Source organism: Erythrobacter sp. S158, assembly GCF_057364915.1.
The window spans coordinates 191,818-218,817 of sequence record NZ_CP200279.1 but is presented as its reverse complement, the minus strand read 5'-3'; the positions used below and the strand labels follow the sequence as shown (position 1 = coordinate 218,817).

General features: G+C 61.8%; 20 protein-coding genes. 5 read left to right on the top strand and 15 right to left on the bottom strand.

The genetic code is table 11. The features are described from left to right. Position 1 precedes the first annotated feature (1 nt). The 8 genes from AC0V6T_RS01085 to AC0V6T_RS01050 form a co-directional block, all read right to left on the bottom strand. On the bottom strand, positions 2-1,735 hold the full coding sequence (locus AC0V6T_RS01085) for a beta strand repeat-containing protein (protein WP_486123563.1): 1,734 nt from the start codon (positions 1,733-1,735) through the stop codon (positions 2-4). Between the two features lie 142 nt (positions 1,736-1,877). Beyond that, positions 1,878-3,521 carry a hypothetical protein gene (locus AC0V6T_RS01080; RefSeq protein ID WP_486123561.1) on the bottom strand — a complete coding sequence of 548 codons (1,644 nt, stop codon included), beginning with the start codon at positions 3,519-3,521 and terminating at the stop codon, positions 1,878-1,880. A 191-nt stretch (positions 3,522-3,712) separates the two neighbouring features. Next, positions 3,713-4,681, bottom strand: a complete 969-nt coding sequence (locus tag AC0V6T_RS01075; protein WP_007165217.1) for a CsgG/HfaB family protein — start codon at positions 4,679-4,681, stop codon at positions 3,713-3,715. After that, a complete protein-coding gene (locus AC0V6T_RS01070) occupies positions 4,681-5,103 on the bottom strand; it encodes a curli assembly protein CsgF (RefSeq protein WP_040464401.1) in 423 nt (140 codons plus the stop codon). Before AC0V6T_RS01070 ends, AC0V6T_RS01075 begins: the two co-directional genes overlap by 1 nt. A gap of 252 nt (positions 5,104-5,355) precedes the next feature. After that, the gene (gene metH / locus AC0V6T_RS01065) at positions 5,356-7,971 is read right to left on the bottom strand and encodes a methionine synthase (protein WP_486123558.1); all 2,616 of its coding nucleotides are present in this window, start codon (positions 7,969-7,971) and stop codon (positions 5,356-5,358) included. Between the two features lie 2 nt (positions 7,972-7,973). Next, complete coding sequence (locus AC0V6T_RS01060) at positions 7,974-9,020, bottom strand: homocysteine S-methyltransferase family protein (protein WP_486123556.1); 1,047 nt, start codon at positions 9,018-9,020, stop codon at positions 7,974-7,976. Then, positions 9,017-9,946 (bottom strand): methylenetetrahydrofolate reductase, encoded by a 930-nt coding sequence (metF, locus tag AC0V6T_RS01055; RefSeq protein ID WP_486123554.1) that lies wholly within the window; start codon positions 9,944-9,946, stop codon positions 9,017-9,019. The genes AC0V6T_RS01060 and metF overlap by 4 nt, the downstream gene beginning before the upstream one ends. Continuing rightward, positions 9,943-10,950, bottom strand: coding sequence for an ArsR/SmtB family transcription factor (locus AC0V6T_RS01050; protein WP_486123552.1), 1,008 nt, complete (start codon positions 10,948-10,950; stop codon positions 9,943-9,945). The genes metF and AC0V6T_RS01050 overlap by 4 nt, the downstream gene beginning before the upstream one ends. Before the next feature lie 137 nt (positions 10,951-11,087). Here AC0V6T_RS01050 and AC0V6T_RS01045 point away from each other — a divergent pair, with 137 nt between their 5' ends. The 3 genes from AC0V6T_RS01045 to AC0V6T_RS01035 are packed head-to-tail and all read left to right on the top strand — an operon-like array spanning position 11,088 to position 14,043. Further along, positions 11,088-12,167 (top strand): Gfo/Idh/MocA family protein, encoded by a 1,080-nt coding sequence (locus AC0V6T_RS01045; RefSeq protein ID WP_486123550.1) that lies wholly within the window; start codon positions 11,088-11,090, stop codon positions 12,165-12,167. A 3-nt stretch (positions 12,168-12,170) separates the two neighbouring features. Beyond that, positions 12,171-13,127, top strand: a complete 957-nt coding sequence (locus tag AC0V6T_RS01040) for an aldo/keto reductase (protein WP_486123548.1) — start codon at positions 12,171-12,173, stop codon at positions 13,125-13,127. Then, positions 13,120-14,043, top strand: coding sequence for a TauD/TfdA family dioxygenase (locus AC0V6T_RS01035; RefSeq protein ID WP_486123546.1), 924 nt, complete (start codon positions 13,120-13,122; stop codon positions 14,041-14,043). Before AC0V6T_RS01040 ends, AC0V6T_RS01035 begins: the two co-directional genes overlap by 8 nt. A 21-nt stretch (positions 14,044-14,064) precedes the next feature. Here AC0V6T_RS01035 and AC0V6T_RS01030 read toward each other — a convergent pair whose 3' ends face one another. From AC0V6T_RS01030 to AC0V6T_RS01010, 5 genes are all read right to left on the bottom strand, one after another. Beyond that, entirely contained in the window at positions 14,065-14,202 is a 138-nt protein-coding gene (locus tag AC0V6T_RS01030; protein ID WP_486123544.1) for a hypothetical protein, read from the bottom strand. Between the two features lie 80 nt (positions 14,203-14,282). Further along, entirely contained in the window at positions 14,283-16,016 is a 1,734-nt protein-coding gene (locus AC0V6T_RS01025; protein ID WP_486123542.1) for a solute:sodium symporter family transporter, read from the bottom strand. Positions 16,017-16,215: 199 nt separating this feature from the next. Next, positions 16,216-17,142 carry an NAD(P)H-binding protein gene (locus AC0V6T_RS01020; RefSeq protein ID WP_486123540.1) on the bottom strand — a complete coding sequence of 309 codons (927 nt, stop codon included), beginning with the start codon at positions 17,140-17,142 and terminating at the stop codon, positions 16,216-16,218. A gap of 24 nt (positions 17,143-17,166) precedes the next feature. After that, positions 17,167-19,080: a cation:proton antiporter domain-containing protein gene (locus tag AC0V6T_RS01015; protein WP_486123538.1), complete on the bottom strand. Its 1,914-nt coding sequence runs from the start codon at positions 19,078-19,080 to the stop codon at positions 17,167-17,169. A gap of 58 nt (positions 19,081-19,138) precedes the next feature. Continuing rightward, positions 19,139-20,002, bottom strand: a complete 864-nt coding sequence (locus tag AC0V6T_RS01010) for a LysR family transcriptional regulator (RefSeq protein ID WP_486123536.1) — start codon at positions 20,000-20,002, stop codon at positions 19,139-19,141. 116 nt (positions 20,003-20,118) lie between these two features. Between AC0V6T_RS01010 and AC0V6T_RS01005 the strand changes: the two genes are divergently transcribed. Then, on the top strand, positions 20,119-21,678 hold the full coding sequence (locus tag AC0V6T_RS01005) for a proton-conducting transporter transmembrane domain-containing protein (RefSeq protein ID WP_486123534.1): 1,560 nt from the start codon (positions 20,119-20,121) through the stop codon (positions 21,676-21,678). A 25-nt stretch (positions 21,679-21,703) separates the two neighbouring features. After that, entirely contained in the window at positions 21,704-24,148 is a 2,445-nt protein-coding gene (locus tag AC0V6T_RS01000; RefSeq protein WP_486123532.1) for a YbcC family protein, read from the top strand. Between the two features lie 2 nt (positions 24,149-24,150). Here AC0V6T_RS01000 and AC0V6T_RS00995 read toward each other — a convergent pair whose 3' ends face one another. Then, positions 24,151-25,665 carry a S41 family peptidase gene (locus AC0V6T_RS00995; protein WP_486123530.1) on the bottom strand — a complete coding sequence of 505 codons (1,515 nt, stop codon included), beginning with the start codon at positions 25,663-25,665 and terminating at the stop codon, positions 24,151-24,153. A gap of 77 nt (positions 25,666-25,742) precedes the next feature. After that, positions 25,743-26,876 carry a helix-turn-helix domain-containing protein gene (locus AC0V6T_RS00990; RefSeq protein ID WP_486123528.1) on the bottom strand — a complete coding sequence of 378 codons (1,134 nt, stop codon included), beginning with the start codon at positions 26,874-26,876 and terminating at the stop codon, positions 25,743-25,745. Positions 26,877-27,000 lie beyond the last annotated feature (124 nt).

Here is a 27,000-nt window from a genome sequence, read left to right as displayed (position 1 = left end):
ATTAAGGGACCACAGGGCCCTGATTGACGGTAGCGGTGTTGCCGGTGCCGGTCTGGTTGACGCTCGAGAAGTCGCCCGTGCCCGCCTGGGTCACGGTGGCGGTGTTCGACGTGCCATCCTGGAAGATCACCGAGATGCTCGTGTCAGAAGTCGCCTGCTGGAACACGTTTGCATCGTTCAGCGTGCCGGTCTGTTCGATACCGGATTCGCTGAACACACCGTCCTGATTGACATTGGCGTCGTTTCCGCCGCCTGCACCATTCTGGTTGATCTGCGAGAAGTTACCCTCACCGATCTGGTCAACGAAAGCGACGTCGCCAGCGCCCAGTTGGAACACAAACGAGATGTTGTCCGTGCTTGTGCCAGTAACGCCCTGACGGACTGTCGCCATCGAAGCGTCGTCCTGGTCGATGTCGGAATTGTTGCCAGTACCGTTTTGCGTGACGAACGCAATCGCGTCGCCGCCAGCATTGTTGTTTGTCTGGCGTGCATCCGAACGGTTACCGAAGCCGGTCTGATCGACGGTGATTTCGGTACGCTCAGCGCCATCCTGGACAATGTTCGAATAATTCGCACGAACCGAGTTGAACACCGGGTTTAGTGGATCAGTTGTGTCCAGAATGGCGAGACCATCAGTGCCGACGACCATTCCCGAAGTGTCGTTGGAATTCTGAGTAACCACCACACGGCCAGTACCTGATGACTGCGAAACGAAGCTATCGTTGCCATCGTCATTCTGGACGATGCTGATACCGCTTCCGGCGGCACCGCTCGATAGGTTGTTTTGTTCAACGCGCGAAACGTTGTCGTTGCCATTCTGGTCGATATTGACCTGAACACCATTTACGAATGCGTTACCGCCTGTTCCGCTTTGTACGATTGACGACGCGTTATCATCGCCGTCTTGAGCAAGTCTTGCGCTGGTCGTACCGGAGCTATCATTGCCTTGAATGATAATGGAGTCATTCCGGTCGCCGACTTGGTCGGTGCGTGCATTCAAACGACGACCAGTTCCGCCCTGACCAACGAAGTCACCTTGATACACTTCGGAATTGTTGAAGTTACCATTTTGGGTCACGCCATTATTGCCATTGCTTCCCCCAACGCGTGAGTCTCCTGAATTCTGGAAGACTACTGCATTGTTACCATCACCTCCGGATTGTCGAACGCCTACGCTAGAGTCTTGCCCGTTGAGTCCTTCCCGGTCCTGCGAGACAAAAGCGTCGTTGTCGCCATTTTGAATGATGCCGACGCCAAAGTTACGAACTCCAATCTGACGTACGATAGCCGAGGCGCTGTCCCCGCTCTGGTTGACTGTCGCATTGCTGGGAAAGCCTGACAAACCAGTGCCATCCTGAAGGATATAAGAGTCGCCATTGGTGCCGGATTGAGTAACTGTCGCCCTTGAGCCAGTCGATCCTGATGTAAACGTACCGATTTGGTCGATATCAGAGGTATTGTTGCTACCACTTTGCGTGACAGTTGCAGTACGCGCTGTAACCTCTTGCTCAATGTTTGAGATGTTTCCGGAACCGGTCTGAGTTACCGTCGCATTCAAAGTCGAGCCATCCTGCTCAATGATTGAGCAGTTATTGGTCCCCGGGGGACATTCTTCTGCGCCTGGTGCAGGTGTGGTTGCTGCAGGAGCGGCAGGTTCAGTCACAGACTGCGCCATTGCGGTTCCGGCCATGCTCAGGGCAAGGATTGATGCCCCCGTCATTGCTAGCTTCTTCATCGTTTTTGTCCTTTGTCTTACTTCAGCTTTATGGACGCGACGTGCGGAGCTTTTCGCTCCATCTAATTGTCCCGGGCCTCGCGGCCCGTAATTCAAAATGCGAAAGCCGCGCTCGTGCGAGCGCGGCTTTCAAATGTGTTCATCAAGGGCCCTGATTGACGGTAGCGGTGTTTCCGAATCCGGTCTGTGAGACCGACGAGAAATCGCCGACACCGGTTTGATCAACATCCGCGCTATTCATGTCGCCGTTCTGGACAATGAGCGACACCGAGTCCTCGCTCAGATCACCTTGGGTCAGCTCGGCAAAGTTGCCGTTCCCCGTTTGCTCGACGCCTGAGAAACCGCCGAGGCCGCGCTGGAACACACTGGCAAAATTGCCGCCGCCGCCGACGGCTTGCTCGACCTGAGAAATGTTGTTCGAGTTCAGCTGCTCGACAAAGACAGTGCTGGCGTCATCGGCCTGAATGACCAGCGAGTCGTTGTTGCTGCTGGTCGGATCGGTGATGCCCTGCCTTACCTGAATAAAGCCAAAGCTAAGCTGCTGAATATCCGAGTTTTGCAGCGTCGCTTCCTGAGTTGCGGTTGCAATAGCTGTTGTTGCGGCAGTCGGATTGTCCTGCCTCAGGTCCGAACGGTTGCCGAACCCTGTCTGAGACACGGTCGCATCGGCGATCCCGTCGCCCGACTGAACAACGTTAGAGAAATTCGCCCGTACCGAATCAAAGACATCGTTCGATCCGTCCGGCGCGCTATCGAGCACGTTTAAGCGGTCGGTGCCGATCACCATGCCCGACGTATCAGTCGAATTTTGGGTGACATCCGCACGCGAGCTGCTTCCCGAACGCTGGTCGACGAAGCTGTCGTTGCCATCATCGTTCTGTTCGACAATCACTTGGCTACCGCCGACATCGACGGTGCCAAAGTCGTTCTGAACGACGCGCGAGAGGTTGTCGTTACCGTTCTGGTCGATGGTGACATCGTGATTTACGCGGTTGCCGGTCTGGACGACGGATGACTCGTTATCGTCGCCGTCCTGCTCAATGGTCACGATTGAATCACGGTTTGCGCCTGACTGAAGGATGGTCTGGCTCACGAAGGAATCGTTGCGATCACCGGTTTGGTCAACATTCGTACGCTGGCCCCGGGTCAGGTCCTCGTTTGGAGAGAAATCGCCCTGATAGACTTCCGAATTGTTGAGGTTCCCGTCCTGATTAACCGTCGTGCCGAAGTCGCGATGTCCAAGCTGGAAGACCACCGAGTCATTGTCGATACCGCCGCGCTGGTCGATGTTGACGAAACCGTTCCCGCCACCGATCGCACCGGACTGGCTTACGAAGGAGTCGCTCGCGCCGTCTTGCGTGACAGAGGTGCTGGCGTTGCGCGCCTGGTCTTGAAGAATGATCGACTCAGCGCCGTCACCGCTCTGTTCGACTGTAGCCCTTGTCTCGAAACCCGCGATGCCCGTTTCGGACTGGAGGACATAGGACCGTGCGTTAGTCCCCGTCTGGTCGATATCGACTTCGACGTCACCGGCAGTCCCGACCGAACCGTTGATCTGGTCAACGTCCGAAATGTTTCCGCTGCCAGTCTGGTCGACGGTGACTTCGAGGTCGGTGCCGTCCTGCTCGACGAGCGAGCAGTTGTTTGTGCCCGCCGGGCAGTCCGTCGTCGCTGGCGCTGTGGTTGGCGTCGCCGGTGGCGTCGGCTCACCGACGGACTGAGCCATGGCCGGCGCTGTTAGGGCAAGCGCAAAGATAGACGCGCTGCCAAGAATAGTTTTCTTCATTTCATTCCCCCCGGGTTTGGGTCTGAGGTCATTGCTTGCCCGCGCTCCGGCCATTGCCACCGAAACGCGAGAACCTCATGCTTCATTCAACGGAGCTGGGAGGTTCACCCCGGCTCCTTTCAAATGCGACCCAGATGGCGCGCCACTCAAATCACTGACTGCGCACGCCTCGACTTCGTTGCCCGCTTAAATCACGAGCCTTCTTCGTCATCCTCTCCACTGTCCACGACCGTCAAAGCGGTCAGCGAACCGGCACGTTCGACGGCGTCCTGCACGTCGCCCGCGTCGTAAATCCCGTCGCGCTCGGCGCGATAGGTGCTCATCAGGGCTTCGGCGCTTGCCATGTCGGCAAAGCGCCACAGTCCCAGATCCACGCCTTCGAGAACGAGGCCATAGACCGCCTTCTCGATCGCCTGCTGCAAAGCGACCTGGTCAGGCTCGTTCGAAGTGATGCCCGCTTCGGCTTCCAGCAGTTCGCGGAAGGCGACAAAGCGATAGGCGCTCGCACCGATTGCCTGGCTGGCGATCGTCTTGGAGGCCTGAACGTTGGTGAGCACTTCGCCGGTGCGCACCGACACGGCGCGCAGGTAAACGGTTACGGTGTCCTGGCGATATTCGGTGCGCGCACCAATGCCCAGGAACGCCGCGCCAGCACCGCCGGTGACGGTGTTGGTGTCGTAACCAATAATCCCGCCTTCGAGCAGCACGCCCGCAAACAGAAGCGCCGGAAGCGCGCTCGGGTCAACCTGCTCTTCGCCGAGATAGCGGCGACGCATCTCACCGATGATCTGGCGCTCTTTGAGAAGGTTATCGAGACGCTCACGCTCGACAACCGTGAACCACTGACGGTTGCCAGCGTCCTGAAGCGCCTTGACCAGGATCGAGCCCGCACCTTGCGTGACCGCACGGGATAGCGTTTGCCCGGTCGTGGTCGGTCGGAACTGGCCAGTCTGGTCAGTAAACCCGTAAACAGCGATAGCCACCTGGCGCTGCGGCGCAGGCAGTTGGTTCAGCAAACCTTGCGTCTGGGTTTTCTTTGGGAAGTAAGCGAGACTTGTGGTCTCAGGAAGGAAATCGCGCCCGTCTTCACCGATGGACATGCATCCACCAAGACCAAGCGCCAGCGCTGCGAGCACGCCGATTTTCGCAAACGAACGCATCAATTCACCTCAATAAACAGAGGGATCACGATGCGGGTCTCTTCGCCCGTATCGTCGTTGCGGATAATCAGCGTCACCTCGTCGAGGCCGCGGAAGAATTCGATGGTCTGACCGCCAAAGGTGATCGTGCCCTGCTCTTGCGGGTTGTCACCGAAAATCGCGTCGACAATCTGCGAAGAAAGCGCCGAAAGCAGCCGCGATTCAAGCTGGCGAGCAAAGATGCTCGACTGGTCATTGCGATCAACCGCATCAGGGTTGGTCGTGTCATTCTGAGCGTTCGCGGTGCCCAGAATGTGTGCTGAGTTGAATGGGTTACCCCCGAAAGTCGGGCTGATCGGCTGATGCACAAGATCCTGCGCAAATGCCGGACTTGCAATCGCGGAACCGGCTAGCGCCAGTGTCACCGCTACTATGCGTAGCATTGTCTTTCCCCTCTGTCCTAACGGACAGCCCTAACCAAAAATTAAGACTCTCGTACGGGTTAGTACGGTGAGTCGCCCCCAAAGTCGAGGCGTTTAATACATTATCGTGCTGAAATGGCCAGCAAACCAGCGGTTTGCCGGCTGCTCAGTTAGGGTTCTGTACCTAATTGGCACGAGAATTCGTAACGCCTTGCAAAGACGTGAAATAGTTAACGCGTGACCTGTTGAGCGCGTGGCGCGCACCCGATCCCGTTAAAGATTGGGGCGAAGCCAGCGCTCTGCCGTGGCAAGGTCGACGCCTCTGCGCTCGGCATATTCCGTCAGTTGATCGCGACCTATCTTAGCGACGCCGAAGTACTGGGCTTCAGGATGGCCAAAGTAGAATCCACTGACCGCGGCCGTGGGCCACATGGCGAAACTCTCAGTAAGTGAGAGGCCGACATTTTTCTCCGCCTCGAGCAGATCGAAAAGGGTCGGCTTGAGCGAATGGTCCGGACAAGCGGGATAACCCGGTGCCGGGCGAATTCCGCGATACTGCTCCTTGATGAGCGCTTCGTTCGTGAATTGCTCATCGGGTGCATAGCCCCACAGATCCTTGCGGACATGCTCATGCAGCGCCTCGGCAAAGGCTTCGGCAAACCGATCGGCCAAAGCCTTGAGAAGGATGTCGGAGTAGTCGTCCTTGTCTGCCTGAAAGCGCGCAGAATGCGGCTCGATGCCGTGAATGCCGACCGCAAAGCCGCCGATCCAGTCGCCGGCCGGGTCTATGAAATCGGCAAGGCACATATTGGCGCGGTCGCGGCTCTTCTTGATCTGCTGGCGCAGGAACGGGAGACGCACATGCTCTTCGCGCTGAACGCGGTGGATGGTCACATCGTCCCCGTCGCGCGCGCAGGGCCAGAAGCCGCAGACACCGCGCGCGGTCAGCCATTTCTCCTCGATGATTTGGTCGAGCATGGCATCCGCGTCGGCCTTGAGGCTGCGAGCGCTTTCGCCGACCACTTCGTCGTCGAGGATCCTGGGATAGGTTCCATGCAACTCCCATGCGCGAAAGAACGGCGTCCAGTCGATGTAATCGCGCAAGTGTTCGAGCGACCAGTCGTCGAAGACATGAACGCCCGGTTTGAGCGGCGGCGCAGGCTTGTCCGACAGGTAGGCATCGTAATAGTTTGCGCGCGCCTCTGCGAGAGGGAGCAGCTGCTTCTCCGCCTTGCCCTCGCGCGCATCGCGCACATGCGTATACTCGTCCGCTACCTCGGTGACGTAATCATCGCGCAGGGTGTCGGAGAGCAGCTTCGATGCAACCCCGACCGCGCGGCTTGCATCGAGGACGTGGATCACGGGACCTTCGTAGTTCGGGTCGATCTTGAGCGCGGTGTGAACCTTGCTCGTCGTCGCCCCGCCGATCAGCAGCGGCATGGTCATTTCGGCGCGCTGCATTTCCTCGGCAACGGTCACCATTTCGTCGAGCGAAGGCGTGATCAGCCCAGACAGCCCGATCATGTCGGCATTGTTGTCGTTCGCTGATTTGAGGATGTCCTGCCAGGGCACCATCACCCCAAGATCGACCACCTCGTAGCCGTTGCATTGAAGAACCACGCCGACGATGTTCTTGCCGATATCGTGCACGTCGCCCTTTACGGTCGCCATGATGATAGTGCCCTTGGCCTTCGAGCCCTCTTCCTTCTCCGCCTCGATGAAGGGGATGAGGTGAGCCACGGCCTTCTTCATTACACGCGCGGACTTGACCACCTGAGGCAGGAACATTTTGCCTGATCCGAAGAGGTCGCCAACGACGTTCATCCCGTCCATCAGCGGGCCTTCGATCACCTCGATCGGGCGGCCACCCGATGCCTCGAGCGCGGCGCGGGCCTCCTCTGTATCCTCGACCACGTAAGCGTCGATGCCCTTGACGAGAGCATGTTCAAGACGGCGTTCGACTTCCCAGCCGCGCCATTCTTCCGCCGCCTTTTCATCGGCTACGCTCTTGCCCTTGTAGCTCTCCGCGAGGTCGATGAGACGTTCGGTCGCATCCTCGCGGCGCATCAGGATTACGTCTTCGCACGCATCGCGCAGCGCCGGGTCGATCGTGTCGTAAACATCGAGCTGACCCGCATTGACGATCGCCATGTCGAGCCCTGCCGGGATCGCATGGTAAAGAAACACCGAGTGCATCGCGCGCCGCACGGTCTCGTTGCCGCGGAAGCTGAAGGAGAGGTTGGAGAGCCCACCGCTGGTCTTCGCATGCGGGCACCGCACCTTGATCTCACGCACCGCCTCGATGAAGTCGAGCCCGTAGCGGTCGTGCTCCTCGATGCCGGTCGCCACCGCGAAAATATTGGGGTCGAAGATGATGTCTTCGGGCGGGAAGCCGATCCCAGTCAGAAGGTCGTAAGCACGCTTGCAAATCTCGACCTTGCGGTTCTTGGTGTCGGCCTGTCCTACCTCGTCGAAGGCCATGACCACGACTGCCGCGCCATAGGCCATGCATTTGCGTGCCTGATCGAGGAACGGCTCCTCGCCTTCCTTCATACTGATCGAGTTCACGATCGGTTTGCCTGAAACGCATTTCAGCCCGGCCTCGATCACATCCCACTTCGAACTATCGATCATGACCGGTACGCGGGCAATGTCAGGTTCGGCGGCGATCAGCTTGAGGAAGGTCGTCATCGCCTTCTCGGCGTCGAGCAGGCCTTCGTCCATGTTGACATCGATCACCTGCGCGCCGTTCTCGACCTGCTGGCGAGCGACCTCGACGGCGGTGGCGTAATCATCCGCCATAATAAGCTTTTTGAAGCGCGCCGAGCCGGTGACGTTGGTGCGCTCGCCGATATTGATGAAGCGGGCGCTGGAATTTGGGTTGGTCATTGTCAGGCAGCCACCACGAATGCTTCGAGGCCGGACAGGCGCATGGCGGTTTCCGGAGTGGGTACCGCGCGCGGGGGCAGGCCTTCGACCGCCTCGGCAATCGCCTTGATATGGGCAGGCGATGAACCGCAGCATCCGCCAAGGATGTTGGCCTGCCCGTTCTGCGCCCAAAGCTTCACCAGCCCCGCTGTCGTATCAGGCATCTCGTCATATTCGCCAAGTTCATTGGGAAGGCCGGCATTGGGATAGGCCATGAGCAAGGTATCGGCGATGCCGGAAAGTGCCTGAATGTGCGGACGCAGCTGGTCTGCGCCAAAGCTGCAATTAAGGCCGATCGTTACCGGCTTGGCATGCCGCACTGCGTACCAGAACGCCTCGACCGTGTGGCCTGAGAGATTGCGGCCAGACAGATCGGTAAGCGTCATCGAAATCATCAGCGGCACTTCGCGCCCGAGTTCCTGCTCGAGCCGCTTGACCGCCATGATCCCTGCCTTGGCGTTGAGCGTGTCGAACACCGTCTCGATCAGGATAAAGTCCACCCCGCCCTCGACGAGAGCAGCGGCCTGCTCCTTATAGACGGCGGTCAGTTCGTCGAAGTCAATCTCGCGAAAGCCGGGATCTTCGACGTCGGGGCTGAGCGAGAGGGTCTTGTTGGTCGGGCCTATTGCGCCTGCGACAAAGCGGGGCCGTCCATCCTTGGCCTCATACTCATCGGCAAGCTCGCGGGCGATCATCCCGCTGGCAATGTTGATCGCAGCGACCTGGTCTTCGGCGGCGTAGTCGGCCTGGCTGATGCTGTTGGCGGAGAAGGTGTTGGTGGAAACCACGTCCGAGCCTGCGTCGAGATAGCTGCGCGTGATGTCCTTGATCACGTCAGGCCGCGTCAGGGCGAGGATATCGTTGTTACCCTTCTGATCGGCTTTCAGGCCAAGGTCGCCTGCGTAGTCTTCTTCGGTGAGCTTGCGCTCCTGTATCTGCGTTCCGAACGCGCCGTCGAAGATCAGCACCCGCTCTTTCGCGGCTTCATTCAGCCTATCGCGCGCGTTCATGCGGTTTCTCCTGCAGGGCGCTTTCCGAGCATGTGGCAGATCGCATAGCTAAGCTCAGCCCGGTTGAGCGTGTAGAAGTGGAACTGTCGAACGCCGCCTGCATAAAGCTTGCGGCAGAGTTCGGCTGCGATGGTTGCGCTAACCAGTTGTCGGGCAGCAGGGCGTTCGTCGAGCCCGTCGAACAATCCTTCCATCCACGAGGGGATAGCCGTCCCGCACATCGCGCTCATGCGCTGGACCGCAGCGAAGCTCATGACCGGCATGATGCCCGGGACCACCTCGGCTTCGATGCCGGCGGCGGCTACTTCATCGCGGAAGCGGAAGAAGCATTCGGGATCGAAGAAAAACTGAGTGATCGCACGGTCAGCGCCTGCGCCAAACTTGGCTTTGAGGTTCTCGATATCGGCCTGCGCATCGGGCGAGTCCGGGTGGACTTCCGGGTAAGCAGCGACCGAGATTTCGAAGTCGGCGACCTTCTTTAGCCCGGCGATGAGATCGGCGGCGTTCTCATACCCACCGGGGTGCGGGGTGTAAGCGGACGCACCGTCAGGTGGATCGCCGCGCAGCGCGACGATGTGTCGGATGCCCTCTTCCCAGTAGTGGCGTGCGACTTCGTTCACCTCTTCCTTGGTCGCGTTGACGCAGGTGAGGTGCGCGGCTGCGGGAATGCCCGCTTCGTTCTGGATGCGCACCACCTGTTCGTGCGTGCGCTCACGCGTCGATCCACCCGCGCCATACGTGACCGACACGAAGCGCGGACCAAGCGGTGAGAGGGTCGCCACCGAGCTCCACAATGTCTCGCCCATCTTCTCGGTCTTGGGCGGGAAGAATTCGAAGCTGATGTCGATATCGCCGGGGAGGTCGGAGAAGAGCGGCGCATCAAGCGCTGTCTTGGCCTCGTGAAGCTGATTGAGTGTCGGGGTCATGAGTTTGCTTCTTTGAGGGAAGAATCGGTCTTTTGATCGTGAGTTACGGAGGGAAGCTTGCGGCGGGTGCCGATCCAGATTTTCACCACGAGTTCGCCACCTTCGAGCGCGATCGGTGCCTTGGGCGAGAAGCCCGCATCGCGAAGCAACCTTGCCATCTGCCGGTCACTGAAGCCAAGGCGCGCATGTTGGTAGCGGCTGCGCAGCTCTTCGTGATCGTGCGCTGCAAAGTCGACAATCGCAATCCGTCCGCCGGGCCGGGTCACCCGAGCGGCTTCGGCGAGCGGCAATGCCGGGTCTTGCGCAAAATGCAGCACCTGGTGGAGCAGCACCGTATCAAAACTCTGTGCTCCAAAATCGAGTGCAGTGAAGTCGCCTTGCACGAGTTCGATTTGCGAAGCCGGGAGATGTTGAAGCTTTGCTCTAGCAACGCGCAGCATCTCGAGATTCTTGTCGAGGGCCACAACCCTCTCGGCATCGTCTGAGAACAGCTCCGCCATGCGCCCGGTGCCCGTTCCAATATCAAGAACAACGCCGAGCGGCACATCACCAAGGGCCGCCGAAAGCTGCTGCTCGACCTGCGCATCGGACGTATGCAGCGCACGCAATTCATCCCACTCGCCAGCATGGCGCGCGAAGTAATCCTCGGCATTGCTTTCGCGCGATTTGCGGATGGCGGCCAGCTTGCGCCTGTCATCATCGCACTGCGCAGCGAATTCGGGGTTCTCCTGCTCTGCCGTGGCGAGCAATCGGTCCAGCGCTGCGAGGGTTGCATCCGCATCGTCGCCGCTGCCGGTCGATCGCAGGAACACCCAGCTGCCCTCACGCCGCCTCTCGGCAAGACCAGCATCGCAAAGGATGCTGACATGGCGCGAAACGCGCGGCTGGCTTTGCCCCAGCACCTGCGCCAACTCACCGACGGCAAGCTCCATAGTCGACAACAGCCGCGCAATGCGCAGCCGCGTCGGATCGGCAAGGGCCTTGAAGATCGTGTCTATCGCCATGACCCGACTATCATATAAAGATATTTAGATATGTGTAAATGCAGTCATTGCGCGCGCCGTGTCATTGCGTCAAATCCTTCTTCGGCCTGCATTTCCTAGCTTGCCAATCCTTTGCGACGCGCACAAGAGCACCGGCCATGGGTGAGAGCAGACGATACGCGATCATTGGCTGCGGCATGATGGGCCGCGAGCATATGGCGAACCTTGCTCTGGTGCCGGGCGCCGATCTGGTCGCGATCGCCGATCCTGACGAAGGGTCGCGCAATGCCGCGCTTTCCCATGCGAAGACGCTTGGTCAGGATGTTTCGCTGTTCAGCGACACTGCGACCATGCTCGCCGAGGCGAAGCCAGATGCGGTTATCATCGCCTCGCCCAACTTCACGCATTTTGACGTAGTTCGCCCTGTGATGGACGCAGGGCTTGCGGTGCTTATGGAAAAGCCAATGTGCACCGCCATCGACGAAGCGTTGGTCCTCTTCGAGAAGGCGCGCGATTATCCCAACCTGTTCTGGGTCGGGCTCGAATATCGCTACATGCCGCCGGTCACCGATTTCATCCGCCGCGTCCATGAAGGGCAAGCAGGCGACATCAAGATGCTCGCGATCCGCGAGCACCGCTTTCCCTTTCTCGTCAAGGTCGGCGACTGGAACCGCTTCAACCGCAACACCGGAGGCACGCTGGTCGAGAAGTGCTGCCACTTCTTCGATCTCATGCGCCACATCCTTCGCGACGAGCCGGTACGCATCTATGCGAGCGGCGCGCAGGACGTGAACCATCTGGACGAGCGCTATGACGGTGAAGTGCCCGACATCATCGACAACGCCTTCGTCATGGTCGATTTCGCAGGCGGAGCGCGCGCAGTGCTCGACCTGTGCATGTTTGCCGAGGGGTCTAAGGAGCAGGAAGAGATCAGCGCAGTCGGCCCGACGGGTAAGCTCGAGGTTAAGCTTCCGGGCGGCCTTGTCACCTGGTCTCCGCGCGACAAGTCGGGACCTTTCTCCCAGCACATCGCCACCCCGCCCGATGCGCTTGCCGCTGGCGACCACCACGGTGCGACCTACTACCAGCAGCGCGACTTTCACAAGGCGTTGGTGAGCGGCAGCGCGCCGCTTATCACCGCACGCGATGGCTATCGCTCTGTCGTGATGGGAGCCGCCGCGCAGCAGAGCATTGCCACCGGCCTTCCGGTCGCGATCCAGTTCGAGGACGAGGACTAAGACATGCCCCAATCCATGCCTCCGGTTGGCTTCGGCCTCTGGAAGATCCCCCGCGAAGACACTGCAGCAAGCGTCGTCGAAGCCGTCAAGGCAGGCTACCGCCACTTCGACAGCGCCGCCGATTACGCCAACGAGGCCGAGACAGGCCAAGGTCTGGCCCAGGCGATGACGGACGGTCTCGTCGCCCGCGACGAGCTCTGGATCACGTCGAAGCTCTGGAACACCTTCCACGCGCCCGAGCATGTCGAGGAAGCGTGTCGCAAGACGCTTGCCGACCTTAAGCTCGATACGCTCGATCTCTATCTCATCCACTTCCCGATCGCGCTTGAGTACGTGCCGATCGAGACCCGCTACCCGCCCGAGTGGCTCCACGAACCTGACGCTGCCGAACCCGTCATGAAGCCCGCCAAGGTTGCGCTCCACGAGACGTGGGCCGCGATGGAAGCGCTCGTCGACAAGGGGCTCGTGAAGCAGATCGGGGTTTGCAACTACAACTCCGCGCTGGTGCACGACCTGATGACCTATGCCCGCATCAAACCCGCGATGCTCCAGATCGAGGCGCATCCCTATCTGGCGCAGGAGAAGCTCATCCGGTGCGCGAAGGGCTACGGAATCGATGTCACTGCCTTCTCTCCGCTTGGCGCGCAGAGCTACTTCGAGCTCGGCATGGCGGATGAGGGCGAGAGCCTGCTTGGCGCAGCTCCGGTGATGGTTGCAGCCCAGGCTCACGGCAAGACGCCCGCGCAAGTGCTGCTGCGCTGGGGCGTCCAGCGCGGCACGGCGGTTATACCCAAGACCTCCAAGCCCGAACGGATGCGCGAGAACCTCGCCATCTTCGACTTCGAGCTTTCGTCCGTCGAGATGGCCGCGATCAGCGCGCTCAACCAGGACCGCCGCTTCAACGACCCCGGCGTCTTCACAGAAGCCGCCTTCAACACCTTCCACCCGATCTATGACTGAGACACCGACGAGCGAGTTTCCCGGCGTCATTCCGGGCGGCGGCGATCTGGCCGCCTTCATTTCAGCGAACAAGGGCGCGGTGGATGCAGCGCTTGCCGATGCGGGAGCGTTGCTGTTCCGCGGCTTCGACGTGCCCGATCCACAGGCCTTCGATGCAGTAGTCGAGGGCTATGGCGAGCCGGGCTTCACCTACGAGGACTCGCTCTCCAACGCGGTGCGCACCAATGTGACGCCGCGCGTCTTTACCGCCAACGAAGCGCCGCCGACGACCGAGATCTTCCTCCATCACGAGATGGCGCAGACCCCGCTCTATCCGGCTAAGCTCTTCTTCTACTGCGAGATCGCTCCGCAAGCAGGCGGCGCGACGCCGCTGTGCCGCTCGGACTGGGTGCTCGAACGGCTTGCCACCGACGCGCCGGCGTTCGTCGCGCGGGTCGAGGCCGAGGGCGTGCGCTACACCAATGTCATGCCGGGCGACGACGATGCGGGTTCGGGCCAAGGTCGCAGCTGGCGCAGCACGTTGAGCGTTGCTGACCGCGACGGAGCCGAAGCGCGGCTCAGGCAGCTTGGCTATGACTGGCAGTGGCGCGACGACGGGAGCCTTCGCGCGACCACGCCGCGCCTCGACGCGGTGCGCGAGCTTGCCGATGGGCGCAGGACGTTCTTCAACCAGCTGATCGCGGCGTTTCGTGGCTGGGCCGACAGTCGCAACGACCCGAACCGCGCGATCACCTTTGGCGACGGATCACCCATAACGAGCGAGGACATGGCCCCGGCCATCGCCGTCGCGGATGAGCTGACCCACGACCTTGCCTGGCAGGCGGGCGATGTCGCGCTGGTCGACAACTTCCTCGTCATGCACGGACGCCGCCCGTTCGAGGGCAAGCGCCGGGTGCTCGCAAGCCTTGTTGCCTGAGTGCGTCGCCTGATAGCCGCGCTAGAAGCGCGAGCGCTGGATCGCCCCGTCCCTTGCGCGGGTGAAGCTTCCCCCCGTCAGGTTTCGCACGGTCCCGAAGCGGGCAAGCACAGGCGCGGTGTAACGGCGCTTGCGCAGCCGCTTTGCTGTTGATGTCATTGACGAACTCCAGTCCGAGTCTCGCCCCCGCCATCAGTCTACCTGTACCCCACGTGCCCGCAATCAGGCCGCACGCCCAATCAGGCGCCCTGTCCCGCTTTGCTACCGGGCCGTCGTAAGCTTAACGCCCATAACGCGAGATTGCCCGCAATCAGCGCTCCCAGCAGCATCACGAAGGTTAAGCCCGGCCCTCCCGGCGTGGCCGCTCCGAGCGGTGAGAACAGCAGATAGGTCGCGACCACGCAGCTGAAGAGCGTCACCGCAAGCGGCTTTGCGTGAGGCCATGGGGTGAGGTCGACCTGCTCGTTGCGGGTGAACTTCCACGCGCTCTTGCGAGGCGCAAGCCAGCCGCAGGCGAGCATGATGGTGACCTCGATCACAAACAGGATCGCATATTGGTGGAGGAAGTGGATCGTCACCACATCATTCAGCGCAAACCGAAGCAGGCCGTAAGCAACCACGTGGAACACGATCACGATCTTGGCCCCCAGCGCAGGTACGCGGGCGGTGAAGAGGCCAACTATGACGATCACCACGGTGGGTATGTTGTAGAAGCCGGTGAAGATGCGGATGATCTGCCACAGCCCTTCTGGCGAGAACCACAGGAGCGGCGCGACCACGAAGCTGAAGAGCGCGATCACCAAGCTCGCGATCTTGGCGACCCGCACCAGTTCTGCATCGCTCGGCGGCGCGCCGTTCACGCTTTCCCTCGCAGGGCCATAGACGTCGAGGCTGAACAGCGTTGCCGCGCTGTTAAGCAGCGAGTTGAAGGACGAGAACACCGCGCCCAGCAGCACGGCGAGGAAGAAGCCCGACATCCACAATGGCAGCACGTCGCGGATGAGGCGCGGATAGGCCTCGTCGATGGTGCCAAGGCCGGGGCCGTACATGTGGAAGGCGATGACGCCGGGGATCATCATCAGGAACGGCACCATGATCTTGAAGAAGCCCGAGAGCAGCACCCCCTTCTGCCCCTCTGCCAGCGATTGTGCGCCGAGCGTGCGCTGGATCACGTATTGGTTGGTGCACCAGTAGAACAGGTTGGCGAAGATCATGCCGGTGAAGAGCGTGCCGAACGGCGTCGGCGCGTCGGCATCACCGATGGCGTTGAGCTTTTCGGTATGCTCGCTGCCGAGCGTCGCCAGCCCTGCCCCGAAGTCGCCATTGCCGAGCGCGATGAGGCCGAAGACCGGCACCGCGATCCCGATGATGAGCAGGCCCACGCCGTTGAGCGTATCAGACACCGCCACCGCGCGTAGCCCGCCGAAGATCGCGTAGACCGCGCCGATGCCTCCGATCGCGATGACCGTGACCACCAGCGCCTCGAAGTCGCCAAGGCCCGTCAGTGCGGGAACGTCGAAGAAGGCGATCACCGCAAGGCTGCCTGAATAGAGCACGCTCGGGATCGTCACGAGGCCGTAGCCAAGCATGAACAGCACCACCGACATGCGCCTCACCATCGGGTCAAAGCGGTCACCGAGGAACTGTGGCAGGGTGGTGAAAGCTCCTGCGAGGTACTTGGGCAGGAAGATGAGCGCCATCGCGATGGTCGCGACCGCTGCCGTCACCTCCCAGCCCATGCTCGACATGTTGTAGCCATAAGCCGAACCGTTGAGCCCGATCAGCTGCTCTGCCGAGAGGTTGGTGAGCAGCAGCGAGCCCGCGATGAAGGTCGCGCCCAACCCGCGTCCGGCGAGGAAGTATCCGTCTTTCGTCTCTGCCGTGCCGCGCGTTTTCAGCCAGCTGAACCAGCCGACCAGACCCATGAAGGCGATGCAACTGGCGAGCGTGAAGGCGATGTTGGCTCCGCTCATGCTGGCGCCTGATCTGCGTGGTGGATGTTACACACACGGCCGCTTCTGTAAAAACCCGTCACCCCCGAAATGATAGCAATTTCAGCGCGTTGCCGCGAAAACGTCTGTAGGAGGTGTGACTTTCCAGTTTTGAGGTGAGCACAGGTCTTCATCGCGCCGGTGCTTACCAAGCCGCGTGCGAGTAGGAAAATGCGGGCACTCACGAACCTGTGGCCAGCATGGCGCGGTAGTGGTCGCGCAAGGTGTCCTCACCGTATTCGGGCGTGGCATCCGCATCGTACTCACCCGTTTCCTCGTCGAGGACCAGCATGCTCTGGGTCGCGTAGTAATGGGCGATCCGGGCGTACTCAGCCTTCTCAGCGAACCATTTCGAGAACGGCGCACCGAGCGAGAGCAGGCGCGACGCGGCCATGAACAGGCGCGGCGAGATCGAGCGGAAGCGCGGTGGCTTGCCCGCAAGTTCGAACAGCATCTCTCCCTGTTCGCGCAGCGAGATTGCCGGGCCGGGACCGCCGATGGGCAGCACCTTGCCGTGGCGCTCCGCATTGCCGACGCTGTCGACGATGAAGCGCGCAAGATCGGCGTCCGAAATCGGCTTGCAGCGAGTGAGCTCTCCGTCGCCGAACAACAGGAATGGCTTGCCATCACGCACCCGGGCGACCTGCCCGGACAACGACTTGAAGAAGGCAGTCGGGCGGACGATCGTGTGCGCGATATCGGCCTTGGTCAGCGCAGCCTCGAAGGCGAGTTTGGCGCGTTGGAAAGCGAGACGCGGGCGCTGCACGCAGATGGCGGAGAGCAGGATAAAATGCCCAGCCTCGCACGCACCAGCCGCCGCGAGCAGGTTGAGATTGGCGTCGAGATCGACCGCCTTTGCATCCTCGGGCGACCCGCTGCGCGAGGCGATGCAGGAGATGACGCTCACAGGCTTTGCTTCGCCCAAGGCAAGCACCACCGCCGCAGGATCGGACAGGTCGACCACGCGGGTCTCTGCACCCTCAAGCTCAGGCAGTTTTTCCGCCGCATCGCTGCGCACCAGAGCCGTCACCGCATACCCGCGTGCCGTGCATTCGCGCACCACAGCACGGCCAATCGTCCCACTCGCCCCCGCGACCGCCACCCTCATCTGGGCACCCTCATTCAGCAGGGCTCATTCGGCAGCTTCGTCCAGGTCGTCGCGGCCCATGATCTGGTCCATCTGGTCGCGCAGCAGCGGGTCCCACTCGCTGCGCAGCTTCTTGACCAGCGCGATCATTTCCTCGTTTTCCCACGGAGGAGTGTCGGCGTCCCAGACATTGGCCATCGGGACCATCATCTCGCGGTCCATGTCCTCGAAAACGCGGAACAGATCCTCCGCCTTCTCACGCGTCAGGCCCAGCGCTTCGTAGGCAGAGCGGCCCATGCGAAGCGAGCTGTCATAGGTTTCGCGGATAATGTCCCGGCAGCCAAGCGACCACAATTCGAAGACGTGGTTTCGGTCATAAGCGCGCGCGATGATGTGGACGTGGGGATAGGCCTTGTGGACGTAGGAGACGAGGCGGTTGGTCGCCTCCTTGTCGTCGATGGCAACGACGAGCAGCTTGGCGCTTTCGATCCCGGCAGAGGCGAGCATATCGGGCCGCGTCGCATCGCCGTAATAGACGCGCATTCCGAAGCGCCCGAGCCGTTCGATCTGGCTGGAGGAATAGTCGATCACGGTGGTGCGATAGCCGGCGGTTTCCAGCATCCGGTCGACGATCCCGCCAACGCGCCCGCGCCCTGCGACAATGATGTCGCGCTCTTCCTCGATCGCGTCGAACTCGCGCTCCCGCTCGCGGTCGAAGCGCGGCAGGATTACTTTGTCGTAGAGAATGAAAAGCAGCGGCGTGATCAGCATCGACATCGCCACGACCAAGAGCAGCAGGTCTGCGGTGTCCTGCGGGATGACTGAGTTGCCGACCGCAAAGCTCAACAGGACGAACCCGAACTCGCCCGCCTGCGCGAGCGAGAGCGCAAACAGCCAGCGCGCCGTGCCACTGATCTTGAAGATGCCACCGAGCACCCAGAGCACCGCGAGCTTGGTCACGACCAGCACCGCCGTCCACATCAGCACTTCGCCCCACTGTGTCGCGAGCAGGCTGAAGTTGATACCTGCGCCCACGGTGATGAAGAACAGGCCGAGCAGCAATCCCTTGAACGGGTCGATATCGCTTTCCAGCTCGTGCCGGTATTCGCTGTTCGCCAGCACAACCCCGGCAAGGAACGTTCCGAGCGCAGGCGAAAGGCCCACGACGGTCATCAACAGCGCAATGCCGGTCACGAACAGCAGCGCGGTTGCGGTGAACAGTTCGCGCAGGCCAGCAGAGGCGATGAAGCGGAAGACGGGGCGCGTCAGGTAATTGCCCGCCAGCGCGACGAATGCGATGGCTCCAAGCGTGATCAGGCCCGATTGCCAGGCGGGCATACCGTCCATCAGGCTACCCGCGCCGCCACCGTGGTCGCCCGCTTCACCGGCATGGCCACCGCCCGCATGGGCGACATCGGCAGCCAGCTCTGCTCCGCCCAAATCGGGCAGCGCCAGCAGGGGCAGGATCGCGAGCATCGGGATCACGGCGATGTCCTGAAACAGCAGGACCGAGAACGCCGACTGGCCGCCTTCGGACTTCATCAGGCCTTTCTCGTCGAGCGTCTGCAGGATGATCGCGGTCGAAGAGAGCGCAAGGATCATGCCGATCGCGAGCCCCGTCTGCCACGGATCGCCGACAATGAAGATCGCGGTCGAGGCGATCAACAGCGTGGTCACGAGAACCTGTCCCCCGCCAAGGCCGATCAGGCGGCTGCGCATCTCCCACAGCTTTCGCGGTTCAAGCTCAAGCCCGATCAGGAACAGCATCATGACCACGCCGAACTCGGCGAAATGCTGAAGCTGGATGACGTTCACTCCCAGCGCGCCGAGCACCGGGCTGATCGCCATGCCTGCAATCAGGTAACCGAGCACCGAACCCAGCCCCAGCCGGGTCGCGATCGGAACGGCAATGACGCCGACGCCGAGCAGGATGGTGGCAAGGACGAGGAAATCGGTCATTGAGGCCAAGCGCTATGGCATGACGCGGCTTCGCTCAAGCGATTAGAGGAAGGCAGGCCTAAAGAAGAACTTCGAGCAGCGGATTGGGGAACTTGCGCTCGACCGTGACGCCGTAGAAGCTTTCCATGAAGCCGGGGAGCTCGGCACATTCGACAAGGATGCCGTTTGCAAGCTCATCGCGCACGACGATGGGTGGGATGACCGCTATCCCGACCCCCTCGCGCGCGAGCAGGCGCATCATGGCCATGTCGTCGACTTCGGCAGCGATCTGGGGACGGATACCGAGACGGTCGGCCATGGAATCGAACCCCATGCGAAGCGCGGTTCCGGGTGTGGGCAGGATAAGGGGGGCTGTGGACAGTCGCTCCTCGATCGAGACGTCTTCCTCGACCAACTCCGGCACCGCAATCAGGCCCACCGGCTGCTCATCAATGCGGGTGACGACGAAGTGGCTGAGCGCGTCCGTGTCGGGCGGCTGGTTGGTGAGCACGATATCGAGCTGCAGATCGGCGAGCGCGTTGAAGAGTTCGCCCGCACTGCCCGAGCGCAGGATCACCTCGACATCGCTGCGGCCAAGGATCGGGCGAAGAAAGCCCAGCTGGAAATTGCGCGAGAGCGTGGCGAGCGATCCGACCCTGAGCGCACGGCGCTGCCGCCCCGCGGCTTGCAAAGTCGCCACCAGCTCATCGCCGCTCGCAAAGATCGAATTTGCATAGTCGAGTGCGATGTGCCCGGCTTCGGTCAATTGCAGCGAGCGCCCGCGCCGTTCGAACAATTGCTGACCGAGGCGTTCTTCCAAGAGCTTGATCTGCGTCGACACCGCGCTTTGCGAGACATTGAGGCTCTGCGCAGCGCGCGTGAGGTTGCCCATGACGGCGACGGTCTGGAAATAGCGCAGGTGGTGGAAGTTGAAGTCGCTCATCTATCGTTCTTTAAATCAGAACGTTTCGTAACAAACAATGTATTTTTCTTAAATCCGGGTTCCCGCTAGTTCGACGCAATTCTCGCTCGCCCTAACCCCCCCCCGGAGCCTCTCGAATGATCCACCCCTTTCTGCCTCTGGCTGCGCCGCTCATTTTCGCGATTGTCGCGCTGATCGCATGGGCGAGCCCAAGCCGCCGCCCGAAGACGCTCCTGCGCATCGCAGAGATCGCGGCGCTTGGCACCATCGCGATCTCGCTTGCCTCGATCGTTCAGCTCGTTGTGGCAGGCCCATCAACCTCAGCCCTGATCGGCACGGGCGGGCTCGGCATTTCGGCGCGGCTCGACGCGGTGAGCGTCACGATGCTCGCCATGATCTGTTCGATCGGCTGGGTGCTGCTGCGTTATTCGGCGAACTACCTCGACGGGGAAGAGCGGCAGGGTGTCTTCATCGGCTGGATGGCAGCAACGCTCTGTGCGGTTCTGCTGTTCGTGCTCGCTGGCAATCTCGTCCAGCTGGTGGTCGCCTTCATCGCGATCAGCCTCACGCTTCAGCGCCTACTCCTTTTCTATCCCGACCGCATTCAGGCGGTGCGCGGCGCGCGCAAGCGCTTCATCGTCGCTCGCCTTGGCGATGCAGCGCTCATCGGAGCCGCCTTCGCACTTTGGCAGGGCTACGCCACCACCGACATCGCCACCATCCTTGCTGAAGCGCGTGAGGGCAGCGCGACCACGGCAACGCTTGTCGCAGCGAGCCTTCTGGCTCTCGCAGCGGTGCTCAAATCGGTGCAGTTTCCCACCCATGGCTGGCTGACCGAAGTGGTCGATACGCCCACGCCCGTCTCCGCCTTGCTTCACGCAGGCGTCGTCAATGGCGGCGGCGTGCTGCTGATCCGTTTTGCCGATGTCATGCTGCTCGCACCAAACGTGCTCGCGATCCTTGTGGTTATCGGGGGCTTCAGCGCTCTGCTGGGCAGTCTTGCCATGCTCGGCCAGCCGGCGGTCAAGAACTCGCTTGCATGGTCGACCATCGCGCAGATGGGCTTCATGATCATGCAGTGCGGCCTCGCGCTCTTCCCGCTCGCCCTGCTGCACATTGTCGCGCACTCCTATTACAAGGCGCACGCCTTCCTCTCATCGGGGAGCGCGGTCGAGAACGTCGCCGCGATCCGCAAGCCTGGCCCCATCGCCGTTCCCAGCATGCGCAACGTGATGACCGCTTTCGCGCTGGCGCTTGGCATCTATGCGGCGATCGGCGCGCTGTTCGGCCTCAGCGACAAGTCGCCGCAGGCCATCGCGCTGGGAGCCATCCTCGTCTTCGGCGTCGCTTACCTGTTCGCGCAGGGTCTTGCCGACAAGGCTCCGCGCGAGTTGACCCGCAAGACGGTGATCTACTCGCTCGCCGCTTCGCTCGGTTACTTCACGCTGCAACGCGTGTCGGAGTGGCTGACCCAAGGGACGCTCCCCGCAACGCCCGCTCCCGGCCCGCTCGAATGGGCGCTGATCGTGCTGGCGGTGGCAAGTTTCGGCGTGGTCGCCATCGCCCAGGCGCTGTTCCCACTTTGGGCGCTGCACCCGGCGGCATCGGGCCTTCGCGTCCACCTTTCCAACGGGCTTTACGCCAACGCCGTCTTCGACCGCCTCGTCGGCAACTGGTCGACCCGCAAGGCCCGCTGAGCGGCTTCGAACAAGGACATTCATCATGAACACCCAGTTCCCCACCACCCAGTTCGAAGTCACGGCAATCGCGGTCGCCATCGAAGGCGCGATCGAACATGCCGTTCGCCAGATCCCGCCAGCATGGCCGCTGTCGGCGACCGTCGCGGTCAATCCGTTCCTCGGCCAGACGGACGAGTCGCTCGCCGCCACCGCCTCGCGCCTGCGCCGCGTGGGCGGCGTGCCGGTCACCATGCCTCGTTCCTGGTATCGCGAGCGGATCGCCGAGGGTGAGATCACAAGCGAAGACCTCGCCGCAGCGCTTGCCGCTTCGCCGCATTCGGCAAAGCCGTCGTCAATGGAAGCGCTCAAGTTCGAAGTGCAGACCGAGAGCAACAAGCCCACGGCCCTGCCCACCATCGCCAACCTTGCGTCCGACGCGAGCGGCACCGACTGGGCGGGCGTGTGTGCTGATCGCACCGGGTCGTGGCTGTCGAGCTATTTCGATGAAGGCCAGGCGCTGTGGCCAGCCATTCCGGGCCGCTCGGCCTGGGCAGCCTGGCGCACCTATGCGACCCACGACCTCACGCCTGAGATCATGGGGCTTTCGGGCTTTGGCCGGATCGTCGCCGAAGCGCCGCAGAACCCCAAAGTGCTGATCGCGCGCGCGGTTGAGACGCTCGGCCTCAGGGACGAGGAGATGGCGACCTATTTCCACCAGCTGCTGTTCTCGATGGGCGGCTGGTCGCAATATGCGCGATACAAATTGTGGCAGGCCGAACTTGCGGGCGAGACGGACGAGGTGATCTCGGACCTGCTCGCGATCCGTCTACTGTGGGAGGAGACGCTCTACCTGCAATATGCCGATATGGTCGCTGACGAATGGCGCGAGACCCGCGCCGCCCACGCCCGCGACACGCGCGCCGACCGGGCCGACATAGTCGATGAGATCCTTCAGGAAGCCGCCGAGCGCGCCGCCCAGCGCGACCTTGGCGCAGTGCTCGCAAGCGAAGGCCAAACGCCGACTACCGAGCGCCCTGCCATGCAGGCTGCCTTCTGCATCGACGTTCGTTCCGAAGTCTTCCGCCGCGCGCTCGAGAGCGTCGATCCTTCGATCCGCACGCTTGGCTTTGCTGGCTTCTTCGGGCTTGCCGCAGAGCACCGCAGCTTTGCCTCTGATGTTGCCGAGCGCCGTCTGCCGGTGCTGCTCAACCCGTCGGTTCAGTCGGTTTCCGGCAGCGATGGCGACAAAACCCGCGACCGCTCCACCCGTTTCACCGCCCGCGCCAAACGCGCTTGGGGCCGCTTCAAACTGGCAGCGGTTTCGTCCTTCGCATTCGTCGAGGCGACGGGTCCGCTCTACGCCGCAAAGCTGCTGCGCGACACGTTCGGGCTTCAGACTTCTGGCAAATCACCAGAACCCGCACCGCGCCTGACGACGCGCATGGAGCTGAGCGAGCAGGTCGATGCGGCCGAGACGATCCTCAAGGCAATGTCGCTGACCGGCAATTTCGCGCCCCTCGTGCTGATCGCGGGACACGGCGCAAACGTCACCAACAACCCGCATGCAAGCGCGCTTCATTGCGGGGCGTGCGGCGGCTATTCGGGCGAGGTCAATGCGCGATTGCTCGCTGGCCTGCTCAATACCGGAGCTGTGCGCGACGGGCTGTCACAGCGCGGGATCAAAGTGCCCGCAGATACGATTTTCGTTGCCGCCCTGCACGATACAACCAAGGACGAAGTCACGATCTATGACGGCGACCTTGGCGGCGCTGCGCCCGATGATGCGATCCGGCAGGCGCGCACCTGGCTGGCAATGGCAGGGGAACTTTCGCGCACCGAGCGCAGCCGCCGCCTCCCCGGCGCTTCCAGCCAGCGCGACATTGCCCGGCGCGCACGCGACTGGTCAGAGGTTCGCCCGGAATGGGCGCTCGCCGGGTGCAAGGCCTTCATCGCCGCCCCGCGCCACCGCACCAGCGGCAAGGCGCTGGATGGTCGCGCCTTCCTGCACGACTACGATTGGCGGCACGACAAGGAAAACGGCTATTCGGTGCTCGAACTCATCATGACCGCGCCGGTCGTGGTCGCGAGCTGGATCAGCCTGCAATATTACGGTTCGACCGTCGCTCCGCAGGCATTCGGTGCGGGCAACAAGCTCCTGCACAATGTCGTCGGCGGCATCGGCGTGTTCGAAGGCAATGGCGGCAACATGCGCGCCGGCCTTGCGTGGCAGTCGGTCCATGATGGTGAGAACCTCGTCCACGAACCGCTGCGCCTCTCGGTCTGCATCGAGGCGCCGACCAGCGCCATGAACGATATCCTCAAAGCGCATCCGCAAGTGCGCGCGCTGTTCGACAATCGCTGGCTTCACCTGTTCGCCATTGGCGAGGATGGCGAGCTCGCACAGCGTTATGTTGGCGACCTCAAGTGGGAGGCGGAGAGACCGGCCAAGTCGCAAGGCAGCGACCAGCCGGAACTCGCCTCCGCCTGAGATCAGCGCATCGCGGTGCGCGTAGGTGAGCCTGCAAGCTCTATCGCCTTCTCAAGCGCCGGATCGCGGCCTTCGAGATAGGCATCGAAGGTCATGGCGACATTCACCTGCGGGGTGACGCCCATGCCCTCCTCGAAGCTGCCGGTGTTGTTCCACTGGCGAAACATCGGGATGCGCACCCGCATGTCGCTTTCGGGCAGGGTCAGGAAGAAGATCACGCCTGCAGTCGGCCCTTCCGCACTGCCACCCGTTTTCTCGCCTACCGTCACAGTGTTGGGGCGGTCTGCGAGGTGCGCCAGAATGTTGGTGCTTCCGGAAGAATTGTTGCTGCTGGTAAGGATGATGAGCTTGCCGTCGAATGCAACGTCGGTCGGGCTGACCGTCCCGGTGTCCTCCATGATCCCGTCACGCAGAGTGTAGCTGCCATCCGCATTCGCGATGAAGCCGCGCGGATCTGGGTTTAGCGCTTTTTCATCCCACGTCCCGATCATGCCCTCCCATGGCGAGTGGTCGATGGTAGCCACGCGAAACTCGCGCATGAAGCGCCGCTCGTCAGGCACGAGGTTGGCGACGAGCCCGATCGAGGCATCGGTCGAACCCCCACCATTGCGCCTCAGGTCAAGGATCAGCGTGTCGCGCCCCTCATCGCGCAGCGCGTTGAACAGCGGCTGGTAAAGCTCCTGCGGGCCGACCGGCGTGCGGTAATTGACGAAGGTGTCGACCGAGAGGATGGCGGCGTTTTCGCCCACCCGCTCGAACCGCACTGCGTCCTTGAAATTGCGCGCCCGCCCCGCCTCGCGGCCAAGCGCAAGCCATTGGGCGTAGTCTATGCGCGGTGCCTCGACCGTTTCAAGCGTGCCATCCACCCGGCGCACTTCGAGCGTCGCGGTCGCGGGCACGTCCCATAGAAGCGCGCCGAAATGGTCGACCCCGCCGCCCATCACCTCGGTGCTCGCTGCGATCTCTCCGCGCCGGGCCCATTCGGTGAAGCCGTCGACCGGAATGTACTTGGCGACCTGATCGACCACATCGGCGAGAGCGCGGCCGTCGATCGAGAGGATTTCATCGCCGCGCGCGAGGCTCGTGACTTCGCCCGCGATCTCGATCACCCCGCGCCCTTCGACGAGCTCCCAGCGAAACGGCATGTAGAGCGGCTTTCCGGCGCGGCCCTCTCGCATGGCATCGGGCAATTCGGCCTTGGTGTGGTCGCACCGGATATTGGTGAGCGCGAGCGTCACAGCGAGGTAGAAATCGCCTGAACTCATGCCGCCACTTCCGCGCGCATCGTCCAGGATCGCCTGCCACTGGGCGCGCATCTCGTCTTCGCTCGCATAGCGGGTGTAGCCGGGATGGATGCGCGAATAGGCATCCTCGGCAATGGCGAGGTCGGCAGCGACCTGCTCGGTGGTCAGCCACGCTTTTGCAGGATCGTCATTGGCAGCAAGCGGGCCTGCGAGAGTGAGCGAGGCCATCGCAGTCAGGGGGGCAGTCAGGGGCAAGTAAGCGAGGGTTTTCATGTTCAAGTCTCCTTCGCCGCTTCACCTAGCCATGCTGGCGGGCGATGCGCTGCAAGAGACCACATCGCTTGAGCTTTTTACGAATTGAGACGCTTGTATTCGGACGGCGTCACCCCCGCATGCGCCTTGAACGCGCGGTTGAAGCTCGCCTTCGACCCAAAGCCGGAGGACAGCGCCACATCGAGCAGATTGACCTCTTCGCGAAGGATCATTCCGCGTGCATGCTCGACCCTCAATGCATTTACGAAGTGACTGAAGCTTGTCCCCAGCCCCTGATTGAGCGCGCGCGAGACATAGGCCTGGTTCATGCCGAAGCGCCGCGAAAGCGTCTGCAGCGAGAGCGAGGATTCAAGGTGCCAGCCATTGGCGATCACCTGATCGCGCAGCCGCTCGCCCTCCGCCTGCCAGTCACGTTCGCTTTCGGTATTAGCGCTCTCCACCAATTGCTCGATAGAAACCGCATCGGGCGCGAGCATCTTGGGATATGGTTGGGTGAGCCGGGTAAGCGCTTCGAGGGAGAGCAGCATGATCGCGGCGAGCACGGCGAGGTCCCACCAGAATGCATCGACATAGGAAAGGCCCAGCGACAGGTAGAGCGCGGTTTCCAAGGCCCAGATCGCCGCAGCCACCACGCCGAGAACGATGAAATGCCCTATCCATGTCGGCTCGAAATCGTCCCCGTCCGAGCGGTTCGCGTCCAGCCACGCCTTGTAGCCGCGCCGCATACGCAAGACCTCCCACAGCGACCATGCGCTAAGAGCGATTGCCGTGACCATCACGAGCGGCACGACGAAAGGCTCATGCACCGCATCGTTGAACGCCCACTTGTCGCGGTAATCGCCGAGCATTGTGAAAGCCCAGAGTTGGTAAAGCCAATAGATCGCTCCGGGTGCGAGCAGCCAATATTGCCCTCGCGGCGCAGCGCCATCGAGCAGCTGGCGCGCATGGAACAGGAGCAACGGACCGAACAGCAAGGTGAGGTCAGTCGGCAGGAAGGTGAGCCCCGGCCAGATGTCATAAGCACCCGCAAAGCCAATGATCATCGGGATCGTCGTGATCGCAATCGCGACGGCGAAGGCGGTGAACCATACAGACGCGCGCCGTTCGATCCCGCGTGACAGGATGTAAAACTGCGCAACGAGAATGCTCGCCAACACGCAGGCGAGCGCAACGCTGCGCCAGTTGAGGGTCAGTTGATCTGCGCCTTCCATCAGGCGGCTCTCTGTTCAGGAATGTGCATGCCCCACGCCCCCTACATCCCTCGCGCCGCTGGTCGTCTCAAATCATGCGAAGCGCCCTCAAACTCGCAAAGGATTTAAGAATTGAGACGTGTGC

What these genes read in the sequence shown, in the direction of transcription:
- AC0V6T_RS01085 (WP_486123563.1), bottom strand. Translation starts at nt 1,735, where the DNA reads ATGAAGAAGCTAGCAATGACGGGGGCATCAATCCTTGCCCTGAGCATG.
- AC0V6T_RS01080 (WP_486123561.1), bottom strand. Translation starts at nt 3,521, where the DNA reads ATGAAGAAAACTATTCTTGGCAGCGCGTCTATCTTTGCGCTTGCCCTA.
- AC0V6T_RS01075 (WP_007165217.1), bottom strand. Translation starts at nt 4,681, where the DNA reads ATGCGTTCGTTTGCGAAAATCGGCGTGCTCGCAGCGCTGGCGCTTGGT.
- AC0V6T_RS01070 (WP_040464401.1), bottom strand. Translation starts at nt 5,103, where the DNA reads ATGCTACGCATAGTAGCGGTGACACTGGCGCTAGCCGGTTCCGCGATT.
- metH (WP_486123558.1), bottom strand. Translation starts at nt 7,971, where the DNA reads ATGACCAACCCAAATTCCAGCGCCCGCTTCATCAATATCGGCGAGCGC.
- AC0V6T_RS01060 (WP_486123556.1), bottom strand. Translation starts at nt 9,020, where the DNA reads ATGAACGCGCGCGATAGGCTGAATGAAGCCGCGAAAGAGCGGGTGCTG.
- metF (WP_486123554.1), bottom strand. Translation starts at nt 9,946, where the DNA reads ATGACCCCGACACTCAATCAGCTTCACGAGGCCAAGACAGCGCTTGAT.
- AC0V6T_RS01050 (WP_486123552.1), bottom strand. Translation starts at nt 10,950, where the DNA reads ATGGCGATAGACACGATCTTCAAGGCCCTTGCCGATCCGACGCGGCTG.
- AC0V6T_RS01045 (WP_486123550.1), top strand. Translation starts at nt 11,088, where the DNA reads ATGGGTGAGAGCAGACGATACGCGATCATTGGCTGCGGCATGATGGGC.
- AC0V6T_RS01040 (WP_486123548.1), top strand. Translation starts at nt 12,171, where the DNA reads ATGCCCCAATCCATGCCTCCGGTTGGCTTCGGCCTCTGGAAGATCCCC.
- AC0V6T_RS01035 (WP_486123546.1), top strand. Translation starts at nt 13,120, where the DNA reads ATGACTGAGACACCGACGAGCGAGTTTCCCGGCGTCATTCCGGGCGGC.
- AC0V6T_RS01030 (WP_486123544.1), bottom strand. Translation starts at nt 14,202, where the DNA reads ATGACATCAACAGCAAAGCGGCTGCGCAAGCGCCGTTACACCGCGCCT.
- AC0V6T_RS01025 (WP_486123542.1), bottom strand. Translation starts at nt 16,016, where the DNA reads ATGAGCGGAGCCAACATCGCCTTCACGCTCGCCAGTTGCATCGCCTTC.
- AC0V6T_RS01020 (WP_486123540.1), bottom strand. Translation starts at nt 17,142, where the DNA reads ATGAGGGTGGCGGTCGCGGGGGCGAGTGGGACGATTGGCCGTGCTGTG.
- AC0V6T_RS01015 (WP_486123538.1), bottom strand. Translation starts at nt 19,080, where the DNA reads ATGACCGATTTCCTCGTCCTTGCCACCATCCTGCTCGGCGTCGGCGTC.
- AC0V6T_RS01010 (WP_486123536.1), bottom strand. Translation starts at nt 20,002, where the DNA reads ATGAGCGACTTCAACTTCCACCACCTGCGCTATTTCCAGACCGTCGCC.
- AC0V6T_RS01005 (WP_486123534.1), top strand. Translation starts at nt 20,119, where the DNA reads ATGATCCACCCCTTTCTGCCTCTGGCTGCGCCGCTCATTTTCGCGATT.
- AC0V6T_RS01000 (WP_486123532.1), top strand. Translation starts at nt 21,704, where the DNA reads ATGAACACCCAGTTCCCCACCACCCAGTTCGAAGTCACGGCAATCGCG.
- AC0V6T_RS00995 (WP_486123530.1), bottom strand. Translation starts at nt 25,665, where the DNA reads ATGAAAACCCTCGCTTACTTGCCCCTGACTGCCCCCCTGACTGCGATG.
- AC0V6T_RS00990 (WP_486123528.1), bottom strand. Translation starts at nt 26,876, where the DNA reads ATGGAAGGCGCAGATCAACTGACCCTCAACTGGCGCAGCGTTGCGCTC.